Below are 22730 nucleotides of genomic sequence, written 5' to 3'. Positions count from 1 at the left end.
GACCGGAAGACCGTGGCCGGAACACCCCCGCGTCGGCGGGGAGGACGACGAGGCGCGGCAGAATTTGGAAGCCCTCGGCGGAACACCCCCGCGTCGGCGGGGAGGACGATCGTGGTCACCTGAATGTCCTGTACCGCCGCGGAACACCCCCGCGTCGGCGGGGAGGACGTCGGGCGGGCCGATGAACAACCAGCGGCAGCCGGAACACCCCCGCGTCGGCGGGGAGGACTTCCGCGATCCGGGCTCGGGGCACCCGTAGCTCGGAACACCCCCGCGTCGGCGGGGAGGACCTGCGACGCTCGGCCCGGCGGACCGACCGCGGCGGAACACCCCCGCGTCGGCGGGGAGGACGCCGGCCCCGCGCTCGCCCCCGGCGGCGTGTCCGGAACACCCCCGCGTCGGCGGGGAGGACGGGACCTTGCCCCATACGGTGTCCTTGGTGACCGGAACACCCCCGCGTCGGCGGGGAGGACCGCTCGTTACAGAACAGTGCTGCCCACGGACCCGGAACACCCCCGCGTCGGCGGGGAGGACTCTGGAAGTGCTCGGAGCATTGCTCGCTCAATCGGAACACCCCCGCGTCGGCGGGGAGGACTTCGAGGCAGCAGACCTCAAGAACTACGTGAACGGAACACCCCCGCGTCGGCGGGGAGGACTTCGAGGCAGCAGACCTCAAGAACTACGTGAACGGAACACCCCCGCGTCGGCGGGGAGGACTTCGAGGCAGCAGACCTCAAGAACTACGTGAACGGAACACCCCCGCGTCGGCGGGGAGGACTTCGAGGCAGCAGACCTCAAGAACTACGTGAACGGAACACCCCCGCGTCGGCGGGGAGGACAACCTCGGGCGATCAGGTACTCCTCTGCTGGGCGGAACACCCCCGCGTCGGCGGGGAGGACTGCACCTGGTCCGGGGTGAGCGCATTGTTCGCCGGAACACCCCCGCGTCGGCGGGGAGGACAACCGGTCGGCCGCGAACCCGGTCCCGTTGTTCGGAACACCCCCGCGTCGGCGGGGAGGACCACCGCCACGATCGCCAACAACCTGGTGCGGTCGGAACACCCCCGCGTCGGCGGGGAGGACGGGCTCGCGGGCTGCTGGCCGCCGCTCTCACCCGGAACACCCCCGCGTCGGCGGGGAGGACTACAGCTCGGTGACGGTCTCGGCCACCGACATCGGAACACCCCCGCGTCGGCGGGGAGGACGAGCCATGCCAAGAGCAGGATGAGTTCGCGTGCGGAACACCCCCCGCGTCGGCGGGGAGGACTGATGCACGAAGCGCGCCTCTGTGAGGGCTTCCGGAACACCCCCGCGTCGGCGGGGAGGACCACAGGGGTGCCCACCGGGCGGCACGGCGTGACGGAACACCCCCGCGTCGGCGGGGAGGACACAGTCAAAGAGGACCCGAACGTTGCGCGGATCGGAACACCCCCGCGTCGGCGGGGAGGACCTGCCCAAGCCACATCCATGCCTATCCAGGTACGGAACACCCCCGCGTCGGCGGGGAGGACTCCGCCCCGTACTTGGCGTAGTACTTGCCGAGCGGAACACCCCCGCGTCGGCGGGGAGGACCGGTTCAGTGCGCAGGGCGTGGCAGTGGCCGCCGGAACACCCCCGCGTCGGCGGGGAGGACGAGGCGCACCGCCGCGACCTGCTCGCCCGGAACGGAACACCCCCGCGTCGGCGGGGAGGACACGCTCTACGGCGCCAATGACAATCCGGGCTACGGAACACCCCCGCGTCGGCGGGGAGGACTCCACGGGGCGCAGAGTGGTGGCGCGCCCTGGCGGAACACCCCCGCGTCGGCGGGGAGGACAGCTGGAGACCCTCTTTGGTGAACTCGATGAACGGAACACCCCCGCGTCGGCGGGGAGGACGCGAGCGTCGCCGGGTCGGTGGCATCGATCATCGGAACACCCCCGCGTCGGCGGGGAGGACCTCGGCCACCGGTCGCCGCTTCAGCTCGGCGCCGGAACACCCCCGCGTCGGCGGGGAGGACGAGGGCTTCGACGTCATCAAGCCGACACTCAACGGAACACCCCCGCGTCGGCGGGGAGGACATCCGGCGGGCGGCCGAGCCGCTGCGCGACGACGGAACACCCCCGCGTCGGCGGGGAGGACCCGGTACCCGAGACGCGAACGTAGGCGACCAGCGGAACACCCCCGCGTCGGCGGGGAGGACCTATGGGCTGACGCCGACAGCACCCCCGCCGACGGAACACCCCCGCGTCGGCGGGGAGGACTGAATGTCCTTGCCGAGGCCGCCGAACTCGCGCGGAACACCCCCGCGTCGGCGGGGAGGACCGGGTCTGCACGTCGATGTACGCGGTCGCGGTCGGAACACCCCCGCGTCGGCGGGGAGGACGTGACCCGTGCCCGGGCCTCGCCCAGCTCCTGCGGAACACCCCCGCGTCGGCGGGGAGGACGAGCAGTTCCGGCCACTGGTCCGGAGGTGGCAGGGAACACCCCCGCGTCGGCGGGGAGGACTCTCCCTCTTCGATGTACCGCGGGGCAACCAGCGGAACACCCCCGCGTCGGCGGGGAGGACTGCTGACCGACGTGCTCGCGGACACCGACACCAGGAACACCCCCGCGTCGGCGGGGAGGACTCCGTACGGTCAGCCATGAACTCGACGTCCATCGGAACACCCCCGCGTCGGCGGGGAGGACGGCTGGAAGTACTTCCGCACGGTCGGGTCCCACGGAACACCCCCGCGTCGGCGGGGAGGACAAGAGCGGGTTTTCTGGGGACCAGGGCGGGGACGGAACACCCCCGCGTCGGCGGGGAGGACCGAGCTGGCGTCCATCCCCGGTGGGTCCAGGTCGGAACACCCCCGCGTCGGCGGGGAGGACAGGCGCAGCAAGTGGCCGGCGTCCGTCAGCCGCGGAACACCCCCGCGTCGGCGGGGAGGACCCGCAGCACGTTGACCCTGCCCTGATCGACTACGGAACACCCCCGCGTCGGCGGGGAGGACTGCTGCCCGGCCAGGTAGAGGCGCTGGACGAACGGAACACCCCCGCGTCGGCGGGGAGGACCGCATGTCGGCGAGCGCGAGGACCCAGACGACCGGAACACCCCCGCGTCGGCGGGGAGGACCTCGACGAACCCGAACTGCCCGCCTTGGTTGGCGGAACACCCCCGCGTCGGCGGGGAGGACGTGGGCGTCTTGGCCCATCGGGCGGCGGTGGTCGGAACACCCCCGCGTCGGCGGGGAGGACGTGAGAGCCCCATCGGAACCCACATCCATGAACGGAACACCCCCGCGTCGGCGGGGAGGACTCACGAAGTCGATGGCCCTGTTCGGGGCGATGCGGAACACCCCCGCGTCGGCGGGGAGGACGCTTTCACGATGACCGGCCCGTCGGCTGCGAACGGAACACCCCCGCGTCGGCGGGGAGGACATGTCCTGGGCCTACCCCGTGAGAGAGGTCGACGGAACACCCCCGCGTCGGCGGGGAGGACTGGTCGACGATCTGCATATATCCGTCGAGCACCGGAACACCCCCGCGTCGGCGGGGAGGACAGAAATGCTGGTCACGGCAAGTTTGTCAAGCTCGGAACACCCCCGCGTCGGCGGGGAGGACGTTCTGACGGACCCGACCTCCGCGAGATGTGGCGGAACACCCCCGCGTCGGCGGGGAGGACGATGTCCGCGAACAGCTCGGCGGGGTCCTGTGCGGAACACCCCCGCGTCGGCGGGGAGGACTCGACCAGCCATGCAAGCACCGCTTCGTGCTGCGGAACACCCCCGCGTCGGCGGGGAGGACGGCTTCGAAGGGAGCACTGCGTGATCGCACGCCGGAACACCCCCGCGTCGGCGGGGAGGACGTGGCGGCATGAGCAGGACGCTGATGTACATCCGGAACACCCCCGCGTCGGCGGGGAGGACTCGCGGGGAGTCAGGTCGATTTGGGCGCCGCACGGAACACCCCCGCGTCGGCGGGGAGGACACGCCGACCGGACCGGCCCGAGGCGGCGCCGACGGAACACCCCCGCGTCGGCGGGGAGGACACCATGGTCGGCGGCGCCATTGCGACACCTGGCGGAACACCCCCGCGTCGGCGGGGAGGACACGTTCCGCTGCTCCCGGAAGGCGTCCCGGTCCGGAACACCCCCGCGTCGGCGGGGAGGACCTGCCAGCGCCCGCGACCAACCGGCTCTACAGCGGAACACCCCCGCGTCGGCGGGTAGGACTTCATGAACGCGACGCCGTACTTCGCCACCGACGGAACACCCCCGCGTCGGCGGGGAGGACCGGTGAGCTGCGGTACCGAGGTCGAACACGGCCGGAACACCCCCGCGTCGGCGGGGAGGACACGATGTGTTCACGGGCCGCCGCTTCCGAGAGCGGAACACCCCCGCGTCGGCGGGGAGGACGAGCTGGAGCCGACGCCCCAGCTCTCGGCAGCCGGAACACCCCCGCGTCGGCGGGGAGGACAGGTCGACGGTGATGCCCGGGTCGGCGAGCGCCGGAACACCCCCGCGTCGGCGGGGAGGACTCCGCGGCCAAGGAGTTCGCGGAGAAACACGGCGGAACACCCCCGCGTCGGCGGGGAGGACCTCGCCACCGAGACCGGAAAGCCTCGGGGGTACGGAACACCCCCGCGTCGGCGGGGAGGACACCAGCTGTGTGGACCGACCGCGGTGCCAGTTCGGAACACCCCCGCGTCGGCGGGGAGGACTGCGACGGCCCGACGGTGTAGGCCGGTCCCCACGGAACACCCCCGCGTCGGCGGGGAGGACACGGCCGCGTTCATGGTGACTGCGGTCATGGTCGGAACACCCCCGCGTCGGCGGGGAGGACTCAGATGATCGGTTTCTTGGGGTCGATCTGGCCGGAACACCCCCGCGTCGGCGGGGAGGACGCAGGCGAGACCGTCTTATTCCCGTCCTGCAACGGAACACCCCCGCGTCGGCGGGGAGGACATCACCGGAGCGAAGCCGGGGGACCTCGTGTATGGAACACCCCCGCGTCGGCGGGGAGGACGGCAGATCGTCGCCGGGTACGTCGTAGTTCACCGGAACACCCCCGCGTCGGCGGGGAGGACCGGGACGTCTTCCGGTTTCGGCCGCCTGTCGGCGGAACACCCCCGCGTCGGCGGGGAGGACTCCAGCGCCGTCTCTGTGCCGTAAGCGCCCGTCGGAACACCCCCGCGTCGGCGGGGAGGACGACCTCGGTTGGTTCTCGATACTCCTGGTCGGCGGAACACCCCCGCGTCGGCGGGGAGGACCTCCTGACCCAGCTCGAAGAGATCGACCGGGACGGAACACCCCCGCGTCGGCGGGGAGGACGGAAAAACGACAGCTTCGACAAGACACCATCCCGGAACACCCCCGCGTCGGCGGGGAGGACGGCGGGCGAGACTGTGGTGGGCAAAACTGGTCCGGAACACCCCCGCGTCGGCGGGGAGGACGTTCGCCCGTCCTCCGCCATGGCCGACAGGATCGGAACACCCCCGCGTCGGCGGGGAGGACTCCCGGAACTCGGGGAGGTCGATGACGTCGGCCGGAACACCCCCGCGTCGGCGGGGAGGACCTGTACGCCAGCCCCCACGAGGGCGGTGTCGCCGGAACACCCCCGCGTCGGCGGGGAGGACTAGCCGCGGCCAATCGTCCCGTCGGGCATGTCCGGAACACCCCCGCGTCGGCGGGGAGGACGAACATCCCCTACACCGGCTCGGGCGTGACGGCGGAACACCCCCGCGTCGGCGGGGAGGACACGCGTGCGCCCCGTGCCGACAGCAACGCGGACGGAACACCCCCGCGTCGGCGGGGAGGACGCTTCCTGACCTGCAGCTCAGCGATGGCTTTGTGATTTCTTTACCTTCGGAGCTCCTGTCATGCGGATGAGAGTAAGGCCCTCGAAGTCCATGGGCACACGGCGGCGAGCGCCAGCGGTGCGGAGGGCGTAGCCCTGTTCGGTGGGGGCAGGGTGGATGAGGAGAGCGGCGCCGTCGCCGACGGTTTCGGCGACGGCGGACCAGAGTTCGTCGCGGACGCGGGCGGAGACCGCGCCGACGAAGATCCCGGGGACGACTTCGCTGGTCCAGCGGCTGAGGGCGCCGCGCAGGTGGTCTGGGACGGCGGTAGTCGCAATGACGACCATGGACGGCATCAGTCACCGCCTTCAGTGGCGTAGTTGACGCCTGCGGGTAGGACGCCGGCCTGGGGATCCCAGAGGTGGACCATGTCGACGTCCCGTCGCTCGGAGTGGTCCTCAAGCTCGGCGCCGGGGGTGAGCAGGGTCTGGACGTCGCGGACGACGCGGGGGAGGACGCGCAGGAGACGGAGTTCTTCGCGGAAGCGGCGGCGGGCTTCTTGTTCGGGGTTGGGGGACTGGTGGAGTGCGAAGGCGACGGGGAGGGTGGTCTCGGCTTTGTAGAGGTCGGCGATGTCGTAGACGAAGGCGTGTTGGGTGCCTGCGTGGACAAAGCCGAGAGCGGGGGAACAGCCGAGGGCGAGCAGCGCGGCGTGGACGATGCCGTACAGGCAGGTGTTGGCGGCCGACAGAGCAAGGTTTACCGGGTCCTGGGCCTGCCACTGGTCAGGGTGATAGTTGCGGCGGAAGCGGCCGATGCCGTGTTGCTGGGCCATGAGCCGGTAGAGGGCTTTCATCCGCTGGCCTTCCATGCCGCGCAGTTGTGCCAGCGTCGTGCCCTCGGGGACCTCGTCGCCGAAGCGTATGCCGTACATGCGGATGGCGACGTCGAGGCGGCGCTCGGTGTCGGACCAGGCGGCGACTTGCTGTTCGAGCCAGTGAGTGGTGAGGGAGTCGGCGAGGATCCCGGAGTAGGTGCGGACGCCGCCGGCGCCGGTGCACACGACGCTGGTGCCGTGGCGGGCGAGGGTGGCAAGGGCTCGAGTGGTGATGGAGACGCCGGGTCCGAGTAGGAGGCAGGACAGGGCGGCGGTGGGGATGTAGACGGTGTCGGTGCGGTGGTCTTCGGTGGGGATCTGGGCGCAGACTCCGGTGTCGTCTTGCACGATGCGGACCATGTCCATGTAGAGGAAGGACAGGGAGTCAGCGACGCGGGGGAGCATGGCGAGGGTGGGGGCGGCGAGGCGTTTACGCGCATCGCCGCCCCTTCGCGGTGCACTCATCCGGTTCTCGCGGGGGCGAGGCTGAGGAGTCCGGCGCCGTAGGCCTTTCCACGGCCGATGCCGGTGAGGACGGCTTCGGTGAGGGCGTCGGGGTCGGTGACGGTGGCGGTGCCGTCGTAGCGGATGAGGCTGTGCCGCATCTGCGGAGCGTCGACGCCGCGGGGCTGGGCGGGGGCAAGGTTGGTGGGTGTGAGGACGTGGGGCTGGAGTCCGGCGGAGGTGGCGCGCCGTATCCACCACTGGTCGGCTTCGGACCCGGACAGCGGGATGACGCGGCCACGCTGGTTTTTCTGTTCCAGTGGGAGGCGTTCTCGTTTAACGGGGTTGACGACGATCCGGTAGTTGACGGCCAGGCCTTTACGCAGGGCGGCGAACATGGGAGCGAGGTCTTTGATCTCGGCGTGGCCGTAGTCGGCGGGGAGCCGGTGCGCATCGATGTGCTGGGCCTGGACGAGGAGGATGCTCGCAGTACTGGATTCGTCGATGCGGTAGAGCAGGCCAGCCGTGTGGCGGGGTGAGTTGCCGAGGTTGTCGGGGGCGAGCCGCATTACGGTGCGGTGCATCTGGGTGGCGTCGCGCAGGTCGCGCTGGACGGCTCGGCTGTGGGGGTTGAGACGGATGCGGGCGATCACCGCAGTGGGGCTCATGCGGCGTTCTCCTCCAGGCAGTAGGCGATCAGTCGGTCCATCAGTTGTGGGCGTGGGCTGGTCAGGGAGTGCGCAAGGTGGTGCTCGGCCCGGTACACGCGCCGGGTGCGGTGGCTGCGCTGGTGCTGGGCGAAGCTGACGGGATGGTCGTTTACGGCCAGGACGTCGACCTTGTCTTCCGGCACATCGGCCGGGGGCTGCTCATACAGGAACGTGACGGGCACAGTGTCCGGCTCGGGCCGCTCGGGTTCGCGGCTGAGCGGCACATGGTGGCGTAGTTCGCTCAGGGGGTCGGGGACGTGGGCGCGTAGCAGGAACGGCTCATCGGGGACGCACGAGCGGCGCCCGAGGTAGGGCGCCCAGTGCGGCCGGTGCAGGGCCTGGGCGATGCGCTGGGTGTCGGTGTCGGGGCCGGTGACGGCGATGGTGAACACGGCGTCGGCCAGGTAGTGGCGCCGGGTGATCACAGCGGCGCCCTTGTTGCTGCCGCCGCTGGTGGCCGCGGTCTGAGCTTTGGGGAAGCCGCCGCCGACGGTGTGGTAGTCGACCAGCCGCACCCCGGGCCGGTCCACGCGCACAGTGAAGTGGAGGCTGTCGTACCGCTCGATGCCCTGTTCGCCGCGCCCGAGGCCTTCGGCTGCGGCGAACATTCCGGTCAGCGCGGACCGGGTCGGGAACGGTGCGCTGTCCCGCACGGGGGTGAACGCTGAGCGTTCACCCCAGGACTGCAGCGGGCCGGCCAGGCGCAGCAGCAGTCCGCTCACTGCTGCTCCCCCGTCTCGGGCAGGGCTGCCTCCACGGCTGCCTCGATCAGGGCGTCGAAGGAGTCGTGGGCGGTGCCCAGCCCGGGCATCTGCTCGTCGGGGGCGATGGTGGCGTGGCCGTGGAAGGGGCGGTGGCGGTCGCCGGTGAGCCGGTTGATGTTCCCCGCGTACCCTGCCAGGGCCGCCCGCGACGGCCTGGCGTATCCCCCGGTTGCGTCGGCGGTGACCGGGGCTTCGAACGCGGCCGCGAGGGAGAGCGGGCGCTGTTCACGCACGGCCAGGTAGGCGAGGTCGGGGAGGGTGTGCGGGGCGGTGCTGTTCTTCTTCGCCTGGGGCAGCGACATCAGGAAGTGTTCGGCGAAGGACGCAAGAACGGTGCGGGCCGCCTTCCGGTCGCCCTCCAGGTTCTTCACCAGGTCGGCGACGTTGACGGTGGCGTACCGGTAGAAGACACCGGAGCTGAACTCGGCGGTGTCCAGGTGGCCGCTGCCGGTCTCGGCTTCACCCAGCCAGTCGTCGACTGCGGTGAAGTAGTCACGCTGCGGTTCGGAGGCGTGCGTGGTGAAGGCGTGCGCGACCTGGGCGGCGCCGTCGACGTTCGCGTCCGGCAGCTCGGCCAGCATGCGGCCCAGCAGACTGATCGAGGCGGTGCGCCGTTTGAGGATCTCCTCGATCCTGGCCAGCGGCAGCAGCTGCCCGGGCTTCTTCTTGCTCTGCCCCGTCTCCAGGTCGCCGCGATGCTCCTCGCACACGGCGGCAAGCTCGCCGATGGCGGTCTCGGGCAGGAACAGCAGCACCGAGGTGTGGCCGGCGCTCTCCGTGCCGATGCCCTTCTTACCCGCACTCGCTGCCACCTGGGCCCCGGCGAACGCTGCCAGCTCCTCGGGCCAGCCCGCCTTCATCAGGGCCTGGCGGAGCTTGACGGGAACCAGGCGGGTGCGGGCGGCCCGCTCACCGAGGTCCCGCTCGACCCCCTGGCGGATGACCCGCTTCCATGACTGGCTCGAGACGCGGATACGAGGCGCGCTGCCGTACTGCACCTGCTTGGGCGACCCGAGGTCGTCCCGGTTCAGGTTGGTGGCGGGAACGGACTGCAGGGCTGAGAGGTCGACGTACAGGGACATCAGTTGTTCTCCTCAGTGGAAATGGAAGGGGTTGCGGCGGGGTCGTCGTCCTTGGCGCCTGCGGTACGGAAGTAGGCCTCCAGCCAGCGGGTGGCGACCCGGTTGCGGTCGCGGTTCCACCAGGCGAGGTCTTCCAGCAGCACCGCCCAGTCCACCGCGACGCCCCCGGTGAGCAGGTGCCGGGTCAGTGCCGGCAGCCGGGGGTGGATGGCCTCGCTGCTCTGGCGGGCCATCAGGTGCAGGTCGCCTTCGGCGGAGTCCGGCTTGATGACCTGCTTGTTCACTGCCTCGGCCAGTGCGGCGCCGAGATTCGCGCGCTGGTACCAGTCCGGTCGGGGCTGCCCGTTGTCGGCAGCGTGTGCGGCGGCTTCGCGGGCGGCGCGGGGGCGGGCGGCGATCAGTGCGGCCACCGCATAGTGGGCGCGGCGGGAGTCGGTGTGCATCCGCTCCGGTAGCCGCGGGACGAGGTAGCGGTGCAGGTAGTTGCAGCGGTCGACGGGCAGGCCCAGACCGGTGCGCAGGTCGGACTGAGTTTTTTTGACCCGGCACAGGTCCAGGACGTGGGTGACGAAGGCGTCCGAGGCCCGCTCGGACTTTCCTTTCGGCGGTTGGGTCGACGCGGATACGGAAGCAGGCATAGGACATCTCCGGGTAGGGCCACTGGAAGGTAAGGGCGTGGGAGGGTCAGGCAGCCTGGGGCGGTTGGAGGAGGCTGCGGATGATCGAGCGGGCCCGGTTGCGGGCACGGGCCACGCGGATGTCCGCCCGGTTGCCCGTTCCGATCGCCGCATCCAGGGCGGCGAGGGCAGTGTTCACGAACAGCGGCTGCGGCCGGGCTCCCGACCGGCTGGGGGTGGCAAGCTGCCAGAATTCCCTCTCAGCCGCCGGCCAGTAGTGGGCCGCCGCAGCGGAGGCCCACGGCCCCGGCTTGCGCCGATCAATCTTCACCTTGCCGGAGGCGTCAGCGTTCACGTCCGTGGCGAGCTTCCACGCAACCTTCGCCGCGAAATCCAGACGCTCCCCAGCGTCCTCCGCGGCCCGGTGGCATCGCTCCACATGCGCCGCCATCTCCGGGTCCGTCTCCTGCTGCCATTGCAGGACCGGTGGGGTGGTCGCCTGGAACCAGCCGTTGTCCTTTTGCTGACCGTCTTGATCGAACCCGTAGGCCCGCACCCGCAACCGGCCACGCACCCCGTCCGGAAGGCCCTCAAGAGCAGTCGGGCGCAGCGAGTCCTGGGCACTGTCCATCAACAGCAGCGCGTCCACGTCCCGCCACAGCGCCCGCGAACTGTCCGCCTCCCTCGCCTGCAGGCCACTGTCCCGACGCCGATCCAGGATCAGGAACGGATCCCGCGCCTCGTGAGCAGGCTCGTGGGTCGACCACGTGATGTAGGCGTCGGCCACCTCGGTGCGGTCCGCAGACGGCACCAGCAGGGCGGCGTGACGCAACCGGCCCGTCAGCAGACGGCACGGCCACGACGGCGAGGGCCAGTCTCCCAACGGGTTGGGCAGTTCCTCCTCCCACGGACAGGCATCCGCCTCATCGCCCTCACCTGGGGCTGGTACCGCCAGCACCAGCGTCGTGAACAGATCCGGCGCCCACGGAAGGTACGAAATCGACTTCCGCAGCGGCCCCGCATCCCCGCTGCCCGCCCGCGTCTGCGTGATCCGCCGCGGCGTGCACTGCCCCGACGGACCGAAGTACAACTGGGCGATCAGATGCCAGGCCGCCTCCGCTGCCGGCACCGGAACCGGGTCACCGTCCGTGAAGTGCCCGAACAGCACAGCACCGTTCACGCCCGTGGGACGCCCCATCACCAGCTTGTTCACGCCAGACGTGTTCGGCTGCCCCTGGCCGTCCACACAGTCCGCGAGCAGCCGCGGATCCTGCAGAAACGGTCGCTTCTCGTCGAACAGGCCGAACCGGCCCGCGGGGACCTGCTCGTCGAAGTACGCGTCGACCGCGTCCGGATCGAACCGGCCACCGGCCAGTACGGTCCGCCGCAGGGCGTACCACTCTGCGATGTCTTCCGCGGTGTCCTCGTCGTGCAGCTGCACACCATCGTGGTGCGCGATCCGCGTCGTCATCGCCGCAAGGATCCGCATCAGGCCGGAAGCCGCCGGCGCGACCGGCAGCTCGAGATCCTCGATCTCGTGCGCCCGCTTGAACAACGCCCGGAAACCGATCCGGACAGACTCCCCCGATGCCAACCGCACCGGCACCCACGGCTTATCCCGCAGGTCAAACCCCCCACCCATCAAACTCCCCCAATCACGAAAGCGCCGTTCAGGCACGACAGTTACCCCCGAACCGGAACGCATCCGGCATGACACCCGACATTCAACCAACCACCACTGACAGCCGGGGTCCGGTTCAGAAACTCCTCCGTTCAGAATCCCTCGGAATACGGGCCTTTCACTCCCTCACGAGCCCCAACTCCGGGTCCAAACGAAGGCTCTTCGACCCCACCGGGACCGCTTGTGCCAGCCCGTCCACTACGGGCTGGGTCAGGATTCGAAGTTCGCCCAGCATCGGGTGCTTAGACCAGGAGGCCGGCGGGCGGTGTGCGTCAGCCTCGACTTGGGCGAACCAGTCGGCGCGGACCGGGATCGTGCGGCGCATCACGCTTCGTACATCGTCCGCCGTCGGCTCAGCGTCCACAGCGGGTACCTCCACCACGCCAGCAGCATCCAGCGTGATCCGTCCGTCCGGCTGCTGGTGAACGCACAACAGGCGCACCGAGTCCACGCCCAGGCGGGTAGCCGCTTCCCACTCGTCCTCAGTGCCTTCCAAGTGGTGCATCTGGTGCAGTTCCCACAGACTCCGAGCACGCGGCACGACCACGACGTCCGCCATGCTTCGCGCGGCCATCTCCCCGCCCCGGTAGGCACTCCACGCGGCGGACTTGGCCGGGTTGTCCCAGTCGAACCGGTCGGCCCGGTCACCGTGCACCCGCTCGACCAGCCTCTGCACATCGCCGGGGATCGCCACCTGTTTCCCGGCGAGCTCGGCCATCACCTCAGACGTCTCCATCAGCAAGTGCTCGTCGTAAACCTCGCCCCACTGCGCGGGCACTTTCCCACTGTCCGCCAACGGGTCGAGCACGACCAGCCGCGGTGCATCGGCCCAGCCGGGCCGGCCACGTCCGCCGGGGTAGCCGCTGCGGGACCACCAGTTCTCGTGCCGCCAGCACCGGCCCGCCCTCTGCAGCAGCAGCGCCAGCGGAGCCAGGTCGCTGATGACGATGTCCGCATCCAGGTCCAGGGACTGCTCCACCACCTGCGTCGCAACGACGATCCGCCTCGAAGGACGCGGCCCGCCGCGGCCCATCCCCTGCGTGACCTGAGCTGTCCGCTTCTCTCGTTCGTCGCCCGGGAAGCGGGCGTGCACAAGCAGCAGCTCCTCGCTGGTCAGCGACGCGTAGTGCTCCTGCAGGCGGCGGTAGGTCTTCTGAGCCTCGGGAACGGTATTGCACACCACCAGGGCGCAGCCTCCCTCGCTCCCAGCTACCGGGGCGAGGAGCCGCTGGATGACGGCCTGCCGGTCCCGTGCCCCGGTGTTCGCGCTGTGCACGACGGGCTCGACCTGGACGTGCAGGTCCATGCTCCGCACAGCCGCCTGCTCGCGCTGCCGTTCGCTGGACATGGTGGTGCACATGCCGCTCTCGGCGTCCACGTACAGCCAGCCTGGATAGGGCGCCGGGAACTCCCGCTTCTTCAGCTCGGAAACCTTCCTGCCGGCTCCTCGCAGGTACTCGGTGATCAGTCGGTTGCTGACCGACGCCGGAAGCGTCGCCGACAGCAGCACAACCGGCACCCCGAAGGACCCGAGCCAGTTCAGCAGCCGTCCCAGGAGCACCTGCATGTACGGGTCGTAGGCATGCGCCTCGTCGACGATGAACGCCTTGCCCGACAACGCCAGCAGCCGCAGCGCGTTGTGTCTTACCGGTAGCACCGACATCAACGCCTGGTCCACCGTGCCGACCGCGAACTGGGCCAGCAGCGCACGCTTCATACCCCGCAGCCACTGCCGCGGCCGCAGATCTGCCTCCGACCGCTTCGAGGACCGCCCCTCGTCCCCATCGCAGACCAGAACATCCACCCCGCCACCGAGATCCTCATCCGCGTACGCGCTGTTCAGCCACGCCATGCTGTGCGTCAGCGTCAACCCGGCCCGATGCCCTGCCTGCCGAAGCAGTGCACCCGCCACCCGGCCATACATCTGGTCACTCGTGGCCATCGTCGGCAACAAGAAGGCGAAGCCCCGCGTATGGAAAACCCGCGAGAGGACCCGCACCGCCTCCAGCGCCGTCTCGCTCTTGCCATCGCCAGGTGCGGCAGTAACCAGCATGATCCCGCCCTTGCGACCTACCTGCGCGGCCGAGGCGAGCTCCTCCATCACCGACCGCTGCAAGGGATTCGGCTTCCCATCGATGCCGTATGACTGCGAAAAGCCCTGGTACTCCAACTCCACCGGCTCCAGACCCGCATCATGCAGCAGACCCGGAGCATCGGCCACAGAGCGAGCGAAGTGATCCTCCAATGAGCCGTCCAACGCCTGCTGGCGGCTCTTGATGTAGGGAGCCTGGCTGACGAGCCAGTCCGCGAGGATCACCACACCCGTCACCAAGACGGCTGTAGACGCACAGAACGCATCCGGCGCCTTCGGCTCACCCAGCACGCGATGGACCGCCCTCGCGTGCACCTCCCGCTGAACCGCCCATGTCCGGCCGCCCAGCAGGTCCTGCACCGCGGAGTGGGCGTTGCGGCGGTAGTCGTTGCGGTGGAAGCGTCCGTGATGCCCGCCGACGATCTCCGCGATGCGCCGTACCGCGGCCGCCTCACCGGTGTCCTGGAATCCGAGGGCCTCAAGAACAGCTGAGGCAGCACGCATGCCCGCGACATCGTGGCCGACCCGCTCGGCGCCAATCTTCCCGGTGTCCGTGAGGAATGTATCGCTGAGGTGGTCTTTCCCGTGCCGTGAGCAGAACTGGAACCCGGAGATCTTCCCGATGTCGTGCAGACCGGCACACAGCGCCACAGCCCCGCGGGCCTGCTCCGGCGAGCATTTAAGGCCGTCGGCGATGGCCCGTCGCTGATTCTCCGACAGGTACGCATCCCACAGATACGCTGCCATGGCCGCCGCGTCCAGCAGATGTCGCACCAGAGGGTATGGCGGACAACTCTCGTCCAGCCCCCGCGACTTCCCCCACGCCGACTCATCCAGTTCCGGCAGTCCCATGATTCTCCTCCCCCGCCGACACGGAACGTCCGTCGGCATCCAAGATGCAAGCACGTGGCACCGACAACCGGAGGGGCCGCAGGGCTCGGGGGTGCCGAATCCAGCGGTTGTCAGGCAGGAACCTCCCACGACGCAGATGCAGGTGGCCAACGTCAGGGGGCCTTGATCGACATTTCGAGTACCGCAAAGCGTCAATACGGTGGAAACAACGCACCGGCCCGCCGCCCGGGTCATCTGCCTGGACGCTGCCCACCGTCTGCTTCTTCTGCACTGGCGGGATCCGTTCGACGGGACATGGCTCTGGGAGCCGCCCGGTGGTGGCATCGAGCCTGGCGAGACGCCGCTTGTGGCGGCACGACGCGAACTGGTCGAGGAAACCGGACTCGACCCGGCTGCCGTCCTTGACCGGTCGGTGCTCGTCGACCGTGATGCTCAGTGGAACGGCAAGCGGTACATCGGGACGGAGCATTTCTTCGTCGCTCAGTTTGCCGACGAGCAACCATCCCTGGTGCGGACCGGTCTGCTCCCCGACGAGCAGGCCAACCTGGACACGCATGCCTGGATGGCATGGTCGGATCTGGACTCACTGCCGGACCCGGTTGAGCCGCCGCAGTTGCTGACCGTGCTCGGCGCCCTGGTGCCGGACGGCCCGTGGTGTGATCGGGATTGTGTATGAGGTGCGGTCACAGCGATTGCCGTATGAGGGTGAGTTGGACGGTGGCCTCGTAGCGGACGGCGAGCTTGTCGCCGCGGGTCGCGACGCCGCGGGCCTGTTTCAGCAAGCCGATCCGGTTCTCGACTTTGTGCCTGGCCTTGCACTTCTCGCGGTCGAAGCCGGGCGCCCGCCCGCCCGCCGAGCCCAGGCGGCGCCGGTGTCCGGCCTAGTACTGCAACCGCGCTTGGCGTGACGTTGCTTCACTTTATGGGCTGTGACCTCGTCGTTTGTAGTGACTGGTGCGTGCTCGGTGTTGTGCTTGACGTCGCCAGTGGGACCAGTGCAGGACCTGGGCGACTGGGGGAAGGAGACGTGCTGCGAAGTGCGCGGTCAGGCGACGGATTTCAGGCAGGCTCAGCGGGACGAGGTGCTGTTCACCGGGTTTTGATCCCCCTTTTTGAGTTCGTTCGCGCGGACCGTTGTCAGGTAGGCGAGGGCCCGGACGCCGGCGGTTGCCGCGTTCCGGGAGCTCGGCTGGCTGCTGGCCACCAGGCCGCCCACGCCGCAGCTGTTCGGGTCGTTCCCTGCGGGGAGCGCCGTCCGACCCCGGGGGTAGCGTCGTTCTCGTTCGTGCACTGCTACTCGAACCGAACAGTGCCCCATCCTGGTGGTCCCAGGACGGGGCGCTGTCGTGTCCGGACACTGTCGCGGACAGGGTGTCCGGACAGTGTCCGCGCAGGTGGGGCGAGGTGCTGGGGGATGTCGGACGGTGAATTCGGACACGGTGTCCGTAGACGTGCCCGGACAGGGTGTCCGGGAGTGTCCGTGCTGGGCGGTCGTGGAGGTCCGCCGTCGGCGTCCGCTCCGGCGCGGACGGGGGAGCGAGGGCGGGCATCTCAACTGCGAGAGGCCGCTCTACCATTTTCGGCATGACCGACAGACCGGTACGCACCACCGTGATAGCCGCGACCCTTGGCGGCGTTGTAGGTTCGGCTCTCGCCGTGGGGGCTGCATTCTTCCTTATGCCGTCCGAGGGGCCGCGCGGGCCCGAGGGTACCAGCGGGCCCGTCGGGCTGGTCGGGCCAGCGGGTCCTCCCGGAGAGGCGGCAGCGACAACGCAGTCACTCACCGAGGCAGACGTCCGTCGGATCACGCCCGACCTCACCGGCTCCTATGTGATCAAGGGCGGTGCGGCGTGCCCGGACGGAAGTCACACGAGCCGAACCGTGACCATTCCCGGCGACGGCGTGCCCGTCGGGGAACTCTTGACGCTCTGCTACTTCGGCCCCGGAGGCCAGTAGCGGGTATCCGGCCGAGCGCCGCGCGGGCTACCTGGGTGGCGGCCCGTTGGGGTACCGGACGAACTTCTTCCAGGCATGCTCTACCTGGGCGCAGGCCGGTGGTGCGCCAGGAGGAGAGCCAGCGGCCCGGCGGGAAGCAGGAAACTCCCCTCGTGCGCAGCACTGAGGGCATCGTTCATCGGCCACCATTCGAGCTTGAAGTCCTGTTCAGTCTCCGTGAGTTCCTGCGGACCGAGGGTCAGTCCCTGGGCCTCGAAGAGGTGTACCCGCGCCGGAGAGCCGAGGGTGATGGCGTACGTGCCGAGTGAGCGCCACTGACCCGCGGTCACTCCGGCTTCCTCGCGCAGCTCGCGGGCTGCGCACTCGAGCGGGGTCTCCCCGGGCTCGAAGCGGCCGCCGGGGAGAAAGAGGTACTCGCCTCCGTGGTTGGGGAAATCGGCGCTCAGGAGGGCGACCAGGCCCTTGTTGTCGCGGGCTACAACCACGGAGGCGTCAGGCATTTCACTCATGCCTGGTGAGCGTAGCGGTCAGGTGTGATACCAGGCGGCGTACGGCACGGTCGTCACGCTTGGGTGCGCGATGCCGCGGCCGTGGAATCCGTCGTCGCCGTATGCATCGCCATGGTCGGCGCACATGATGATCAGCCACGGCCCTGTGGCGGTGAGTTGGTCTATCAGGCGGCCCAGGTGCTCGTCGGCATAGGCGAGCGCCGCCTGTTGGGAATCGGCGGTGTCCGCGCTCTGGCCGATGTAGTGGCCGTGGGGGACATGCGTCGCGCTCACGTTGACGAAGAGGTACAGCGGGCGCCCGGAGTATTGGTCGGCGAGTGTGAGGGCCTGGTCGATCTGGTGGCGGGTGGAGTCAGGCTCGGGGGAGCAGAATTTGGGGCGCCAGTGGTCCTCGTCGAACAGGTCGGGCAGTACGCTGCCGAGCGGTGTCTCCCGCGAGAAGTAGGTGACGCCGCCCACGCACACTGTGCGGTAGCCGTGGGAGGTGAGTCCCTGCAACAGGTTGGGCGCATCGAACACGAAGGTCTGCGGGTCGACGTCTTTGAAGGCGGGTGGCCGACATTCCCACAGCCGCGGCGGCTGGTGGGGCTGCGGCAGCTTGGGCAGGAAACCGGAGAAGAACGCCGTATGCGCGGGGAGCGTGAACGTGCCGGGGGTCCATCGTCGCTCCCACGTCTGTCCCGGCAGGAGCCGGGCGAGGTGCGGGGTGTCGCCGCCGGCCATCGCGGTGGCAGCGACGTCGTAGCGCAGAGAGTCGAGGGTCACGAACAGAATGGGCTGTCCGGAGCGGATGACTTGAGCCGCGTCGATCGTCTGCATCAGTGCGCATCTTCCTTCCGGTACTCGATGATGACGCCGCGGGCGGCGTCGTTGACGGGAAGCGGGACGTGGTCCTCGTCGATCAGCTTCCGGATTGCCGCTATCCCGGATTCTTCGGTGAGGGGTTTACCCTCAGCGTCGAACAAGGCCATGGAGACCTCTCCCGAGCGGTTGGTGATGTACGCGCTGGGTGCCTGACCCAGGCCGCGGGCGATGTCGAGGAGCTCGGACTCGGTCACCGGGGCGACGACAACAGTCACGTGACACCGGTAGTGCTGTGCGTTGGTGGCGCCGCGGGCGAACATGGCGGCGTACTCGGTGCTGACGGGGTCGCCGTCGTGGGCAACCGCGACTCGGGGGGCTTTCTGAGTGACGACCAGACACGCGCCGAGCCACCAGGCGACGCCTTCGTGGATCTGCACGGGGTGGATGCCGGTGGCGCGGCCGTCCCGCAGGACGGCCGCGGTGTCGATCGGGTTAAGCACGGGTGCGCTCCAGGGTTTGCGTGATCTCGTGGACGAGCTGGTCGGGTGTCTTGCCCTCGGTGTCGACCCACACGGCGCTCGGGTCGTCGGCCGCGACGGTCTCGAAGTTGAACAGGAGCTGCCTGAGGCGGCCGGGGACGCTGAACAGCTCGGTGTCGTCCTGCTTGAGGTCGCCCTTGGTGTTCATGCGGGCCCGGAGGGTCTCCTCCGAACAGCGCAGGTAGAACGTGACGGTCGGCTGTACCAGGTAGGACAGGAACGGCTCTGCGATTTGCCGTACGTGGTCGATCGGGATGCCGCGTACGGCGGCGTGGCAGGCGATCACCGAGGCCTGGTAGCGGTCGGCTATGACAGGGCTGGCCACGCGAGAGCTGCGCACACAGTCGGAGGCGTGCATCAGGCCGGACAGGTAGAACGCGATCTGCGGCAGAGACGCGAGGCGATTGTTGACGGGCTTGGACCAGTCGTTGTGCGGCTTCGGCAGCGTGTGCAGACTTGTCGCACGAAGCCGGTGGGTCAGCAGCCGGGCAATGGTTGATTTCCCGATGCCGGACACCCCTTCGAGGACGATGAACGGCTCCTCGGAACCGTCGTAGATACGCGGCTCGTATGTGACAGGCAGGCTCACAGGGTTCCCTCCGTGAAGGCTGCGATGTGGCGGGCGACGGCTGCGGTCAGGGCGTGAGGTTCGTCGAGGTGCCTGCTCAGATCCATGCGCAGGTCATCGCGCAGTAGGCACGGCTGGAGTCCGCCGGCGTGGTCGATACGCAGGGCCCAGAACCCTTCAACGCACTTGGGTCGCACGGGGCAGGTGCCGCACTGGCCGACGTGGTGCCTGCCGAGGTCGCGGTGGATGACGTCGATCTCGACGCCGTCGACACGGAACACGCGGCGTCCTTGCCCCACCCCGGCGATCTCGGTGTGTTCGTCGCTGGTGAGGTTGCGCAGGTAGCGGATCGCGCCCTCGGCTGATACCGCTGCTGAGGAACCGGACTGGTTGTAGTCGGTATCGACGAGTTCGATGAGTTGGACAGGCAGGCGTCGTTCCAGGGCGTAGTCGAGGATGGCCTCGATCTCGTGTTCGTTCTGGCGCTGCAGAAGCGTGTTCAACTCGACACGGGGGACCACTTCCCGGGCGGCCTCGATGCCGTCGAGGATCGCTCCGATGCCCTGCGGGACGCGGGCGATCTCCATCAGCGACTCGTCGGAAAAGTAGTGCAGGCTCACTTTGATCTTGTCGAGCGGCGTCTGCGCGAGCCACTCCTGATTCCGGCGGACCAAAAGGCCGTTGGTGATGAGCGTGTACGTGGAGTCCGGCGTGCTCGGGGGGAGTTGCTTCAGGACCGGACGCGCCCAGCGGGACACGAGCGGCTCCCCGCCGGTGAAGTACACCCGCTTGAGCCCTGCCTCCATGAGGCTGGTGATGGTACGCAGGAACGCGCCAGAATCGAACCGCCGCTCCCGCGGCTTGTGGCTGCGGTCTCGGTGCGTTTCGGGCGGCGGCACATCGCCCTCGTTGTGGCAGAACCAACACAGCGCGTTGCACTGCGGAGTGAAGGACACACGGAGCTGCCCGCGGAGCGCCGCGAAATTGTGTAAGGCGGTGACGTCATACGCCCCACCAGAGGGAGTGAGGGGAAGAGGAATGGGTTTCAAGGTGGCCTCCAAGGAGTCGAAACGGGTCTGCGCGAGCCTCCCCAGGAAGCAAGGGGGCCTTTCAGGGAGCCTGATCGGGAGGAAGTTGCCGGGAGCGGCGGGCATCCTGCGCCGTGAAGCGGCGTGCGTCACCACCCGGCGGCGGCGATGATCAGGACGATGGCGGTCGGGAAGACGGCTACTTGGCACACGCGTCGGAACATGGGCCCTCCGGGACGTTCAGGCAATCAAGTCGAGCGTCGTGAGGTCGTCGGGGTCGAAGACCGTGAAGTCCCTCAAGGTGCGAACGAGTTGCGAGGCCAGGAACCACTTCAGGCCCGGGTCTCGGTACGGCACGGGCACGTCGTCACCGGCCAGCGCCTTGACCCCCTGGGCGGTCCACTCGTACGGCGTTCCGATGACCCCGTAAAGAGGGGCGCTGCGCACCATCAGGGCGGTGTAGCCCTTCTGGAGGCGTGGACACTACTCAACTGCGACGCGCACGTGCGCCAGGCAAACTGGGGGCTGTGCGGTGCGGAGGATGTCCCCAGGCTGCGGAACGTCCTTGGTGGCATGCGCCAGGAACGGGTATCCCTCCGGTGTTCTGGTAGGGCTTGCGCAGATCTGACAGTGCAGCCGTGTCATCGTCTCGCGCTGCCTGGCGGGGTGGATCAGCCGCCACTGCGGCCGCCCGGACGGCAACCCGTCCAGACCGATCAACTGCGAGCACCGGCCCCACAGCACACCCCGCGGATCGCGGTCTTCTCGACTCTCGTCCCAGTAGCCCAGGGCTGACCGGCCGGCGCCGTCGAAAGTAGCGCGCAGGGCCAGGATCGATTCGGGTTCCTCGCCTTCGCGGGCTGTGATGTACGGGATCAGGCGGCTCACCGTGCTCATGCGGCTGCTCCTGTCAGCGCGGTGGGGCGGTGCGGGGGAATGATCTGGCCGTTGGGCAGCATTTCACCGGTGTCGTCGAAGAGCAGAACGCCGTTGCAAAGCAGGGCCCAGCCCAAAGCGTCGTCTCGTGCCACGGTTCTGGCCGCCTCGCGATCCGACGCGCCCGCGGCGGGGCAGGGAGTCTTGTGCTGGCACATGTGCGTCGCATTCCTCTCGGGCGTGCTGCGGTGGGACCTTCTCCGGCTGAACCTGCGAACCGCGGGGGAGCGGAGTTGGATCGCCGGAGAGGGAGTTTTTTGGGGAGGAACTGTTGGACAGGTCGGCCGCCCTACTTCATCCACAAGCAGGGCGGCCGGGGCTCACACCCGTGATCGGCGGGGGAGTGTGAGCCGGTCCTCCGTGCTGTCCGCCGATCGGCGCCCGCCGGCGCAGGGCGGGGCGATCGAGGCGGAACCGGAGGCCCCCGATGGAAGGTCGTCTCCACGGAGCGACAACACAGCTACGTGGAGACGACCGGTTCGAGGGATCACGCGACGTCCTTGATGTACCGAGCCTCGATCAGTTTCTCGACGAGGTCGGAGGTCACGAAGGCCAGGCGCCGAGCCATCCCGACGGCCTGCTTATGGTCGGCTGGCAGGCGCGCATCCTGTATGGAGCGTCCTCGCTCGATGAGCTGCGCCATTTCATCGGTGGGTGGGAACTTGGGGTCGGCTACCGCGATTGTGCTGAGCCTTGTCAGATGGCTACGCAGGCGTTCGACAAGCGCCGGGATCGCGGCCTTGGACGGCGGCTGGTTTCCAATCGTCGTGTCCAGGTCGTCGTAGATGGCCTCGACGTCGAGCGGAGACCAGGCAGTGATCCGCTTCAGGACCTGCCTCAAGCCGTCCGGGTCGAGCGGAGGTGTCCACTTGGGGACGTTGGGCGTAGGAGAGGCAACACGCTTCTCCAGGCCCGGAGCGGTGAGGGAGATCGTCATGCCGGTACCCGCCCTGGCCGCATGGTGGCGCGTACTGTTTTCCCGCCGTCAGCGGGGAACCAGGTGATGGCGGCGCCGAGGTGCTTGGCGCCCCACAGGCCGTGTCCCAGCTCTCCGGCAACCGCTTGGTCGAAGTTGGGGAACTCCGGGTCCAGGTCCGTGACGTCGATGAGGTGGTCGTGGGCCTTGGTGACACGCAACCAGACTTCGGGGCCCTGCCGCGTCTCCCCGGGCGAGAGAGCGTGCTTGAGGGTGTTGTTCACCAGGACGTACAGCACGTCGATCGCGGCGTGCTGATTACCGTGCCATCTCAGCGTCGTGAGTATCGTCCGCCCGTCGATGCGGGCAACTTTCAGCGCGCTGGGGTCGGCTGGGAGTAACAGACGCGTCTCGCGCGAGACGAACTGCGCCGTGGCGGGTTCCATAGTGGTGGGTCCTTCGGTCAGGGAGAGGGAGCACCAGGTCGTTGTGCCGTCAGGACTGACACCCCACGCATTGGCCATGGAGTTGACGAGGAAGAGGCCCCGGCCGCAGACGATGCGGCGAGGTTCCGAGAAGAGGTAACCGCGCCGCT

Annotated in this window: 19 protein-coding genes and 1 CRISPR repeat array (1 of these 20 cut by a window edge); of the genes, 1 reads left to right on the top strand and 18 read right to left on the bottom strand. The window is 69.1% G+C overall.

Going from position 1 to position 22730, the window contains the following annotated elements; genetic code table 11:
- Positions 1-5781: direct repeats of the CRISPR family, unit length 29 nt; unit sequence CGGAACACCCCCGCGTCGGCGGGGAGGAC; it reaches 2546 nt to the left of the window's first position.
- A 17-nt stretch (positions 5782-5798) separates the two neighbouring features.
- The 8 genes from cas2e to cas3 all read right to left on the bottom strand — a co-directional run bounded on the left by cas2e (position 5799) and on the right by cas3 (position 14879).
- Positions 5799-6116, bottom strand: coding sequence for a type I-E CRISPR-associated endoribonuclease Cas2e (gene cas2e / locus OH735_RS05025; protein ID WP_406379805.1), 318 nt, complete (start codon positions 6114-6116; stop codon positions 5799-5801).
- Positions 6116-7042, bottom strand: coding sequence for a type I-E CRISPR-associated endonuclease Cas1e (gene cas1e / locus OH735_RS05020; protein ID WP_406386415.1), 927 nt, complete (start codon positions 7040-7042; stop codon positions 6116-6118). The genes cas2e and cas1e overlap by 1 nt, the downstream gene beginning before the upstream one ends.
- A 56-nt stretch (positions 7043-7098) precedes the next feature.
- Positions 7099-7749 carry a type I-E CRISPR-associated protein Cas6/Cse3/CasE gene (gene cas6e, locus OH735_RS05015; RefSeq protein WP_406379803.1) on the bottom strand — a complete coding sequence of 217 codons (651 nt, stop codon included), beginning with the start codon at positions 7747-7749 and terminating at the stop codon, positions 7099-7101.
- Positions 7746-8513, bottom strand: coding sequence for a type I-E CRISPR-associated protein Cas5/CasD (gene cas5e / locus OH735_RS05010; RefSeq protein WP_406379801.1), 768 nt, complete (start codon positions 8511-8513; stop codon positions 7746-7748). The genes cas6e and cas5e overlap by 4 nt, the downstream gene beginning before the upstream one ends.
- Positions 8510-9637: a type I-E CRISPR-associated protein Cas7/Cse4/CasC gene (gene cas7e, locus OH735_RS05005; RefSeq protein WP_406379799.1), complete on the bottom strand. Its 1128-nt coding sequence runs from the start codon at positions 9635-9637 to the stop codon at positions 8510-8512. The genes cas5e and cas7e overlap by 4 nt, the downstream gene beginning before the upstream one ends.
- The gene (gene casB / locus OH735_RS05000) at positions 9637-10275 is read right to left on the bottom strand and encodes a type I-E CRISPR-associated protein Cse2/CasB (RefSeq protein ID WP_406379797.1); all 639 of its coding nucleotides are present in this window, start codon (positions 10273-10275) and stop codon (positions 9637-9639) included. Before casB ends, cas7e begins: the two co-directional genes overlap by 1 nt.
- Positions 10276-10321: 46 nt before the next feature.
- On the bottom strand, positions 10322-11932 hold the full coding sequence (gene casA / locus OH735_RS04995; protein ID WP_406379795.1) for a type I-E CRISPR-associated protein Cse1/CasA: 1611 nt from the start codon (positions 11930-11932) through the stop codon (positions 10322-10324).
- 121 nt (positions 11933-12053) lie between these two features.
- Entirely contained in the window at positions 12054-14879 is a 2826-nt protein-coding gene (gene cas3 / locus OH735_RS04990) for a CRISPR-associated helicase Cas3' (protein WP_406379793.1), read from the bottom strand.
- A gap of 199 nt (positions 14880-15078) precedes the next feature.
- Here cas3 and OH735_RS04985 point away from each other — a divergent pair, with 199 nt between their 5' ends.
- A complete protein-coding gene (locus tag OH735_RS04985) occupies positions 15079-15555 on the top strand; it encodes an NUDIX hydrolase (RefSeq protein ID WP_406379791.1) in 477 nt (158 codons plus the stop codon).
- A 1360-nt stretch (positions 15556-16915) separates the two neighbouring features.
- Here the strand turns inward: OH735_RS04985 and OH735_RS04980 are convergent.
- The 10 genes from OH735_RS04980 to OH735_RS04935 form a co-directional block, all read right to left on the bottom strand.
- Positions 16916-17335, bottom strand: a complete 420-nt coding sequence (locus OH735_RS04980; protein ID WP_406386413.1) for an NUDIX hydrolase — start codon at positions 17333-17335, stop codon at positions 16916-16918.
- Between the two features lie 27 nt (positions 17336-17362).
- Positions 17363-18163, bottom strand: a complete 801-nt coding sequence (locus OH735_RS04975; protein ID WP_406379789.1) for an STM4013/SEN3800 family hydrolase — start codon at positions 18161-18163, stop codon at positions 17363-17365.
- Positions 18163-18648 carry a hypothetical protein gene (locus tag OH735_RS04970; RefSeq protein ID WP_406379787.1) on the bottom strand — a complete coding sequence of 162 codons (486 nt, stop codon included), beginning with the start codon at positions 18646-18648 and terminating at the stop codon, positions 18163-18165. Before OH735_RS04970 ends, OH735_RS04975 begins: the two co-directional genes overlap by 1 nt.
- Positions 18641-19276 carry a dTMP kinase gene (locus tag OH735_RS04965; protein ID WP_406379786.1) on the bottom strand — a complete coding sequence of 212 codons (636 nt, stop codon included), beginning with the start codon at positions 19274-19276 and terminating at the stop codon, positions 18641-18643. The genes OH735_RS04970 and OH735_RS04965 overlap by 8 nt, the downstream gene beginning before the upstream one ends.
- Complete coding sequence (locus OH735_RS04960; protein WP_406379784.1) at positions 19273-20409, bottom strand: radical SAM protein; 1137 nt, start codon at positions 20407-20409, stop codon at positions 19273-19275. The genes OH735_RS04965 and OH735_RS04960 overlap by 4 nt, the downstream gene beginning before the upstream one ends.
- Before the next feature lie 114 nt (positions 20410-20523).
- Positions 20524-20733, bottom strand: a complete 210-nt coding sequence (locus tag OH735_RS04955) for a hypothetical protein (protein ID WP_406379782.1) — start codon at positions 20731-20733, stop codon at positions 20524-20526.
- 33 nt (positions 20734-20766) lie between these two features.
- The gene (locus OH735_RS04950; protein ID WP_406379780.1) at positions 20767-21180 is read right to left on the bottom strand and encodes a hypothetical protein; all 414 of its coding nucleotides are present in this window, start codon (positions 21178-21180) and stop codon (positions 20767-20769) included.
- Positions 21177-21377, bottom strand: a complete 201-nt coding sequence (locus OH735_RS04945; RefSeq protein WP_406379778.1) for a DUF5999 family protein — start codon at positions 21375-21377, stop codon at positions 21177-21179. Before OH735_RS04945 ends, OH735_RS04950 begins: the two co-directional genes overlap by 4 nt.
- Positions 21378-21706: 329 nt before the next feature.
- Positions 21707-22156, bottom strand: a complete 450-nt coding sequence (locus OH735_RS04940; protein WP_406379776.1) for a DUF6415 family natural product biosynthesis protein — start codon at positions 22154-22156, stop codon at positions 21707-21709.
- The gene (locus tag OH735_RS04935) at positions 22153-22581 is read right to left on the bottom strand and encodes an ATP-binding protein (protein ID WP_406379774.1); all 429 of its coding nucleotides are present in this window, start codon (positions 22579-22581) and stop codon (positions 22153-22155) included. The genes OH735_RS04940 and OH735_RS04935 overlap by 4 nt, the downstream gene beginning before the upstream one ends.
- Between the last annotated feature and the right edge of the window lie 149 nt (positions 22582-22730).

The sequence above is a fragment of the Streptomyces sp. NBC_01618 genome (assembly GCF_045209435.1).
Classification (GTDB): Bacteria; Actinomycetota; Actinomycetes; order Streptomycetales; family Streptomycetaceae; genus Streptomyces.
Note: the sequence above shows the minus strand (reverse complement) of the source record. Positions and strands in the feature narration are given on the sequence as shown.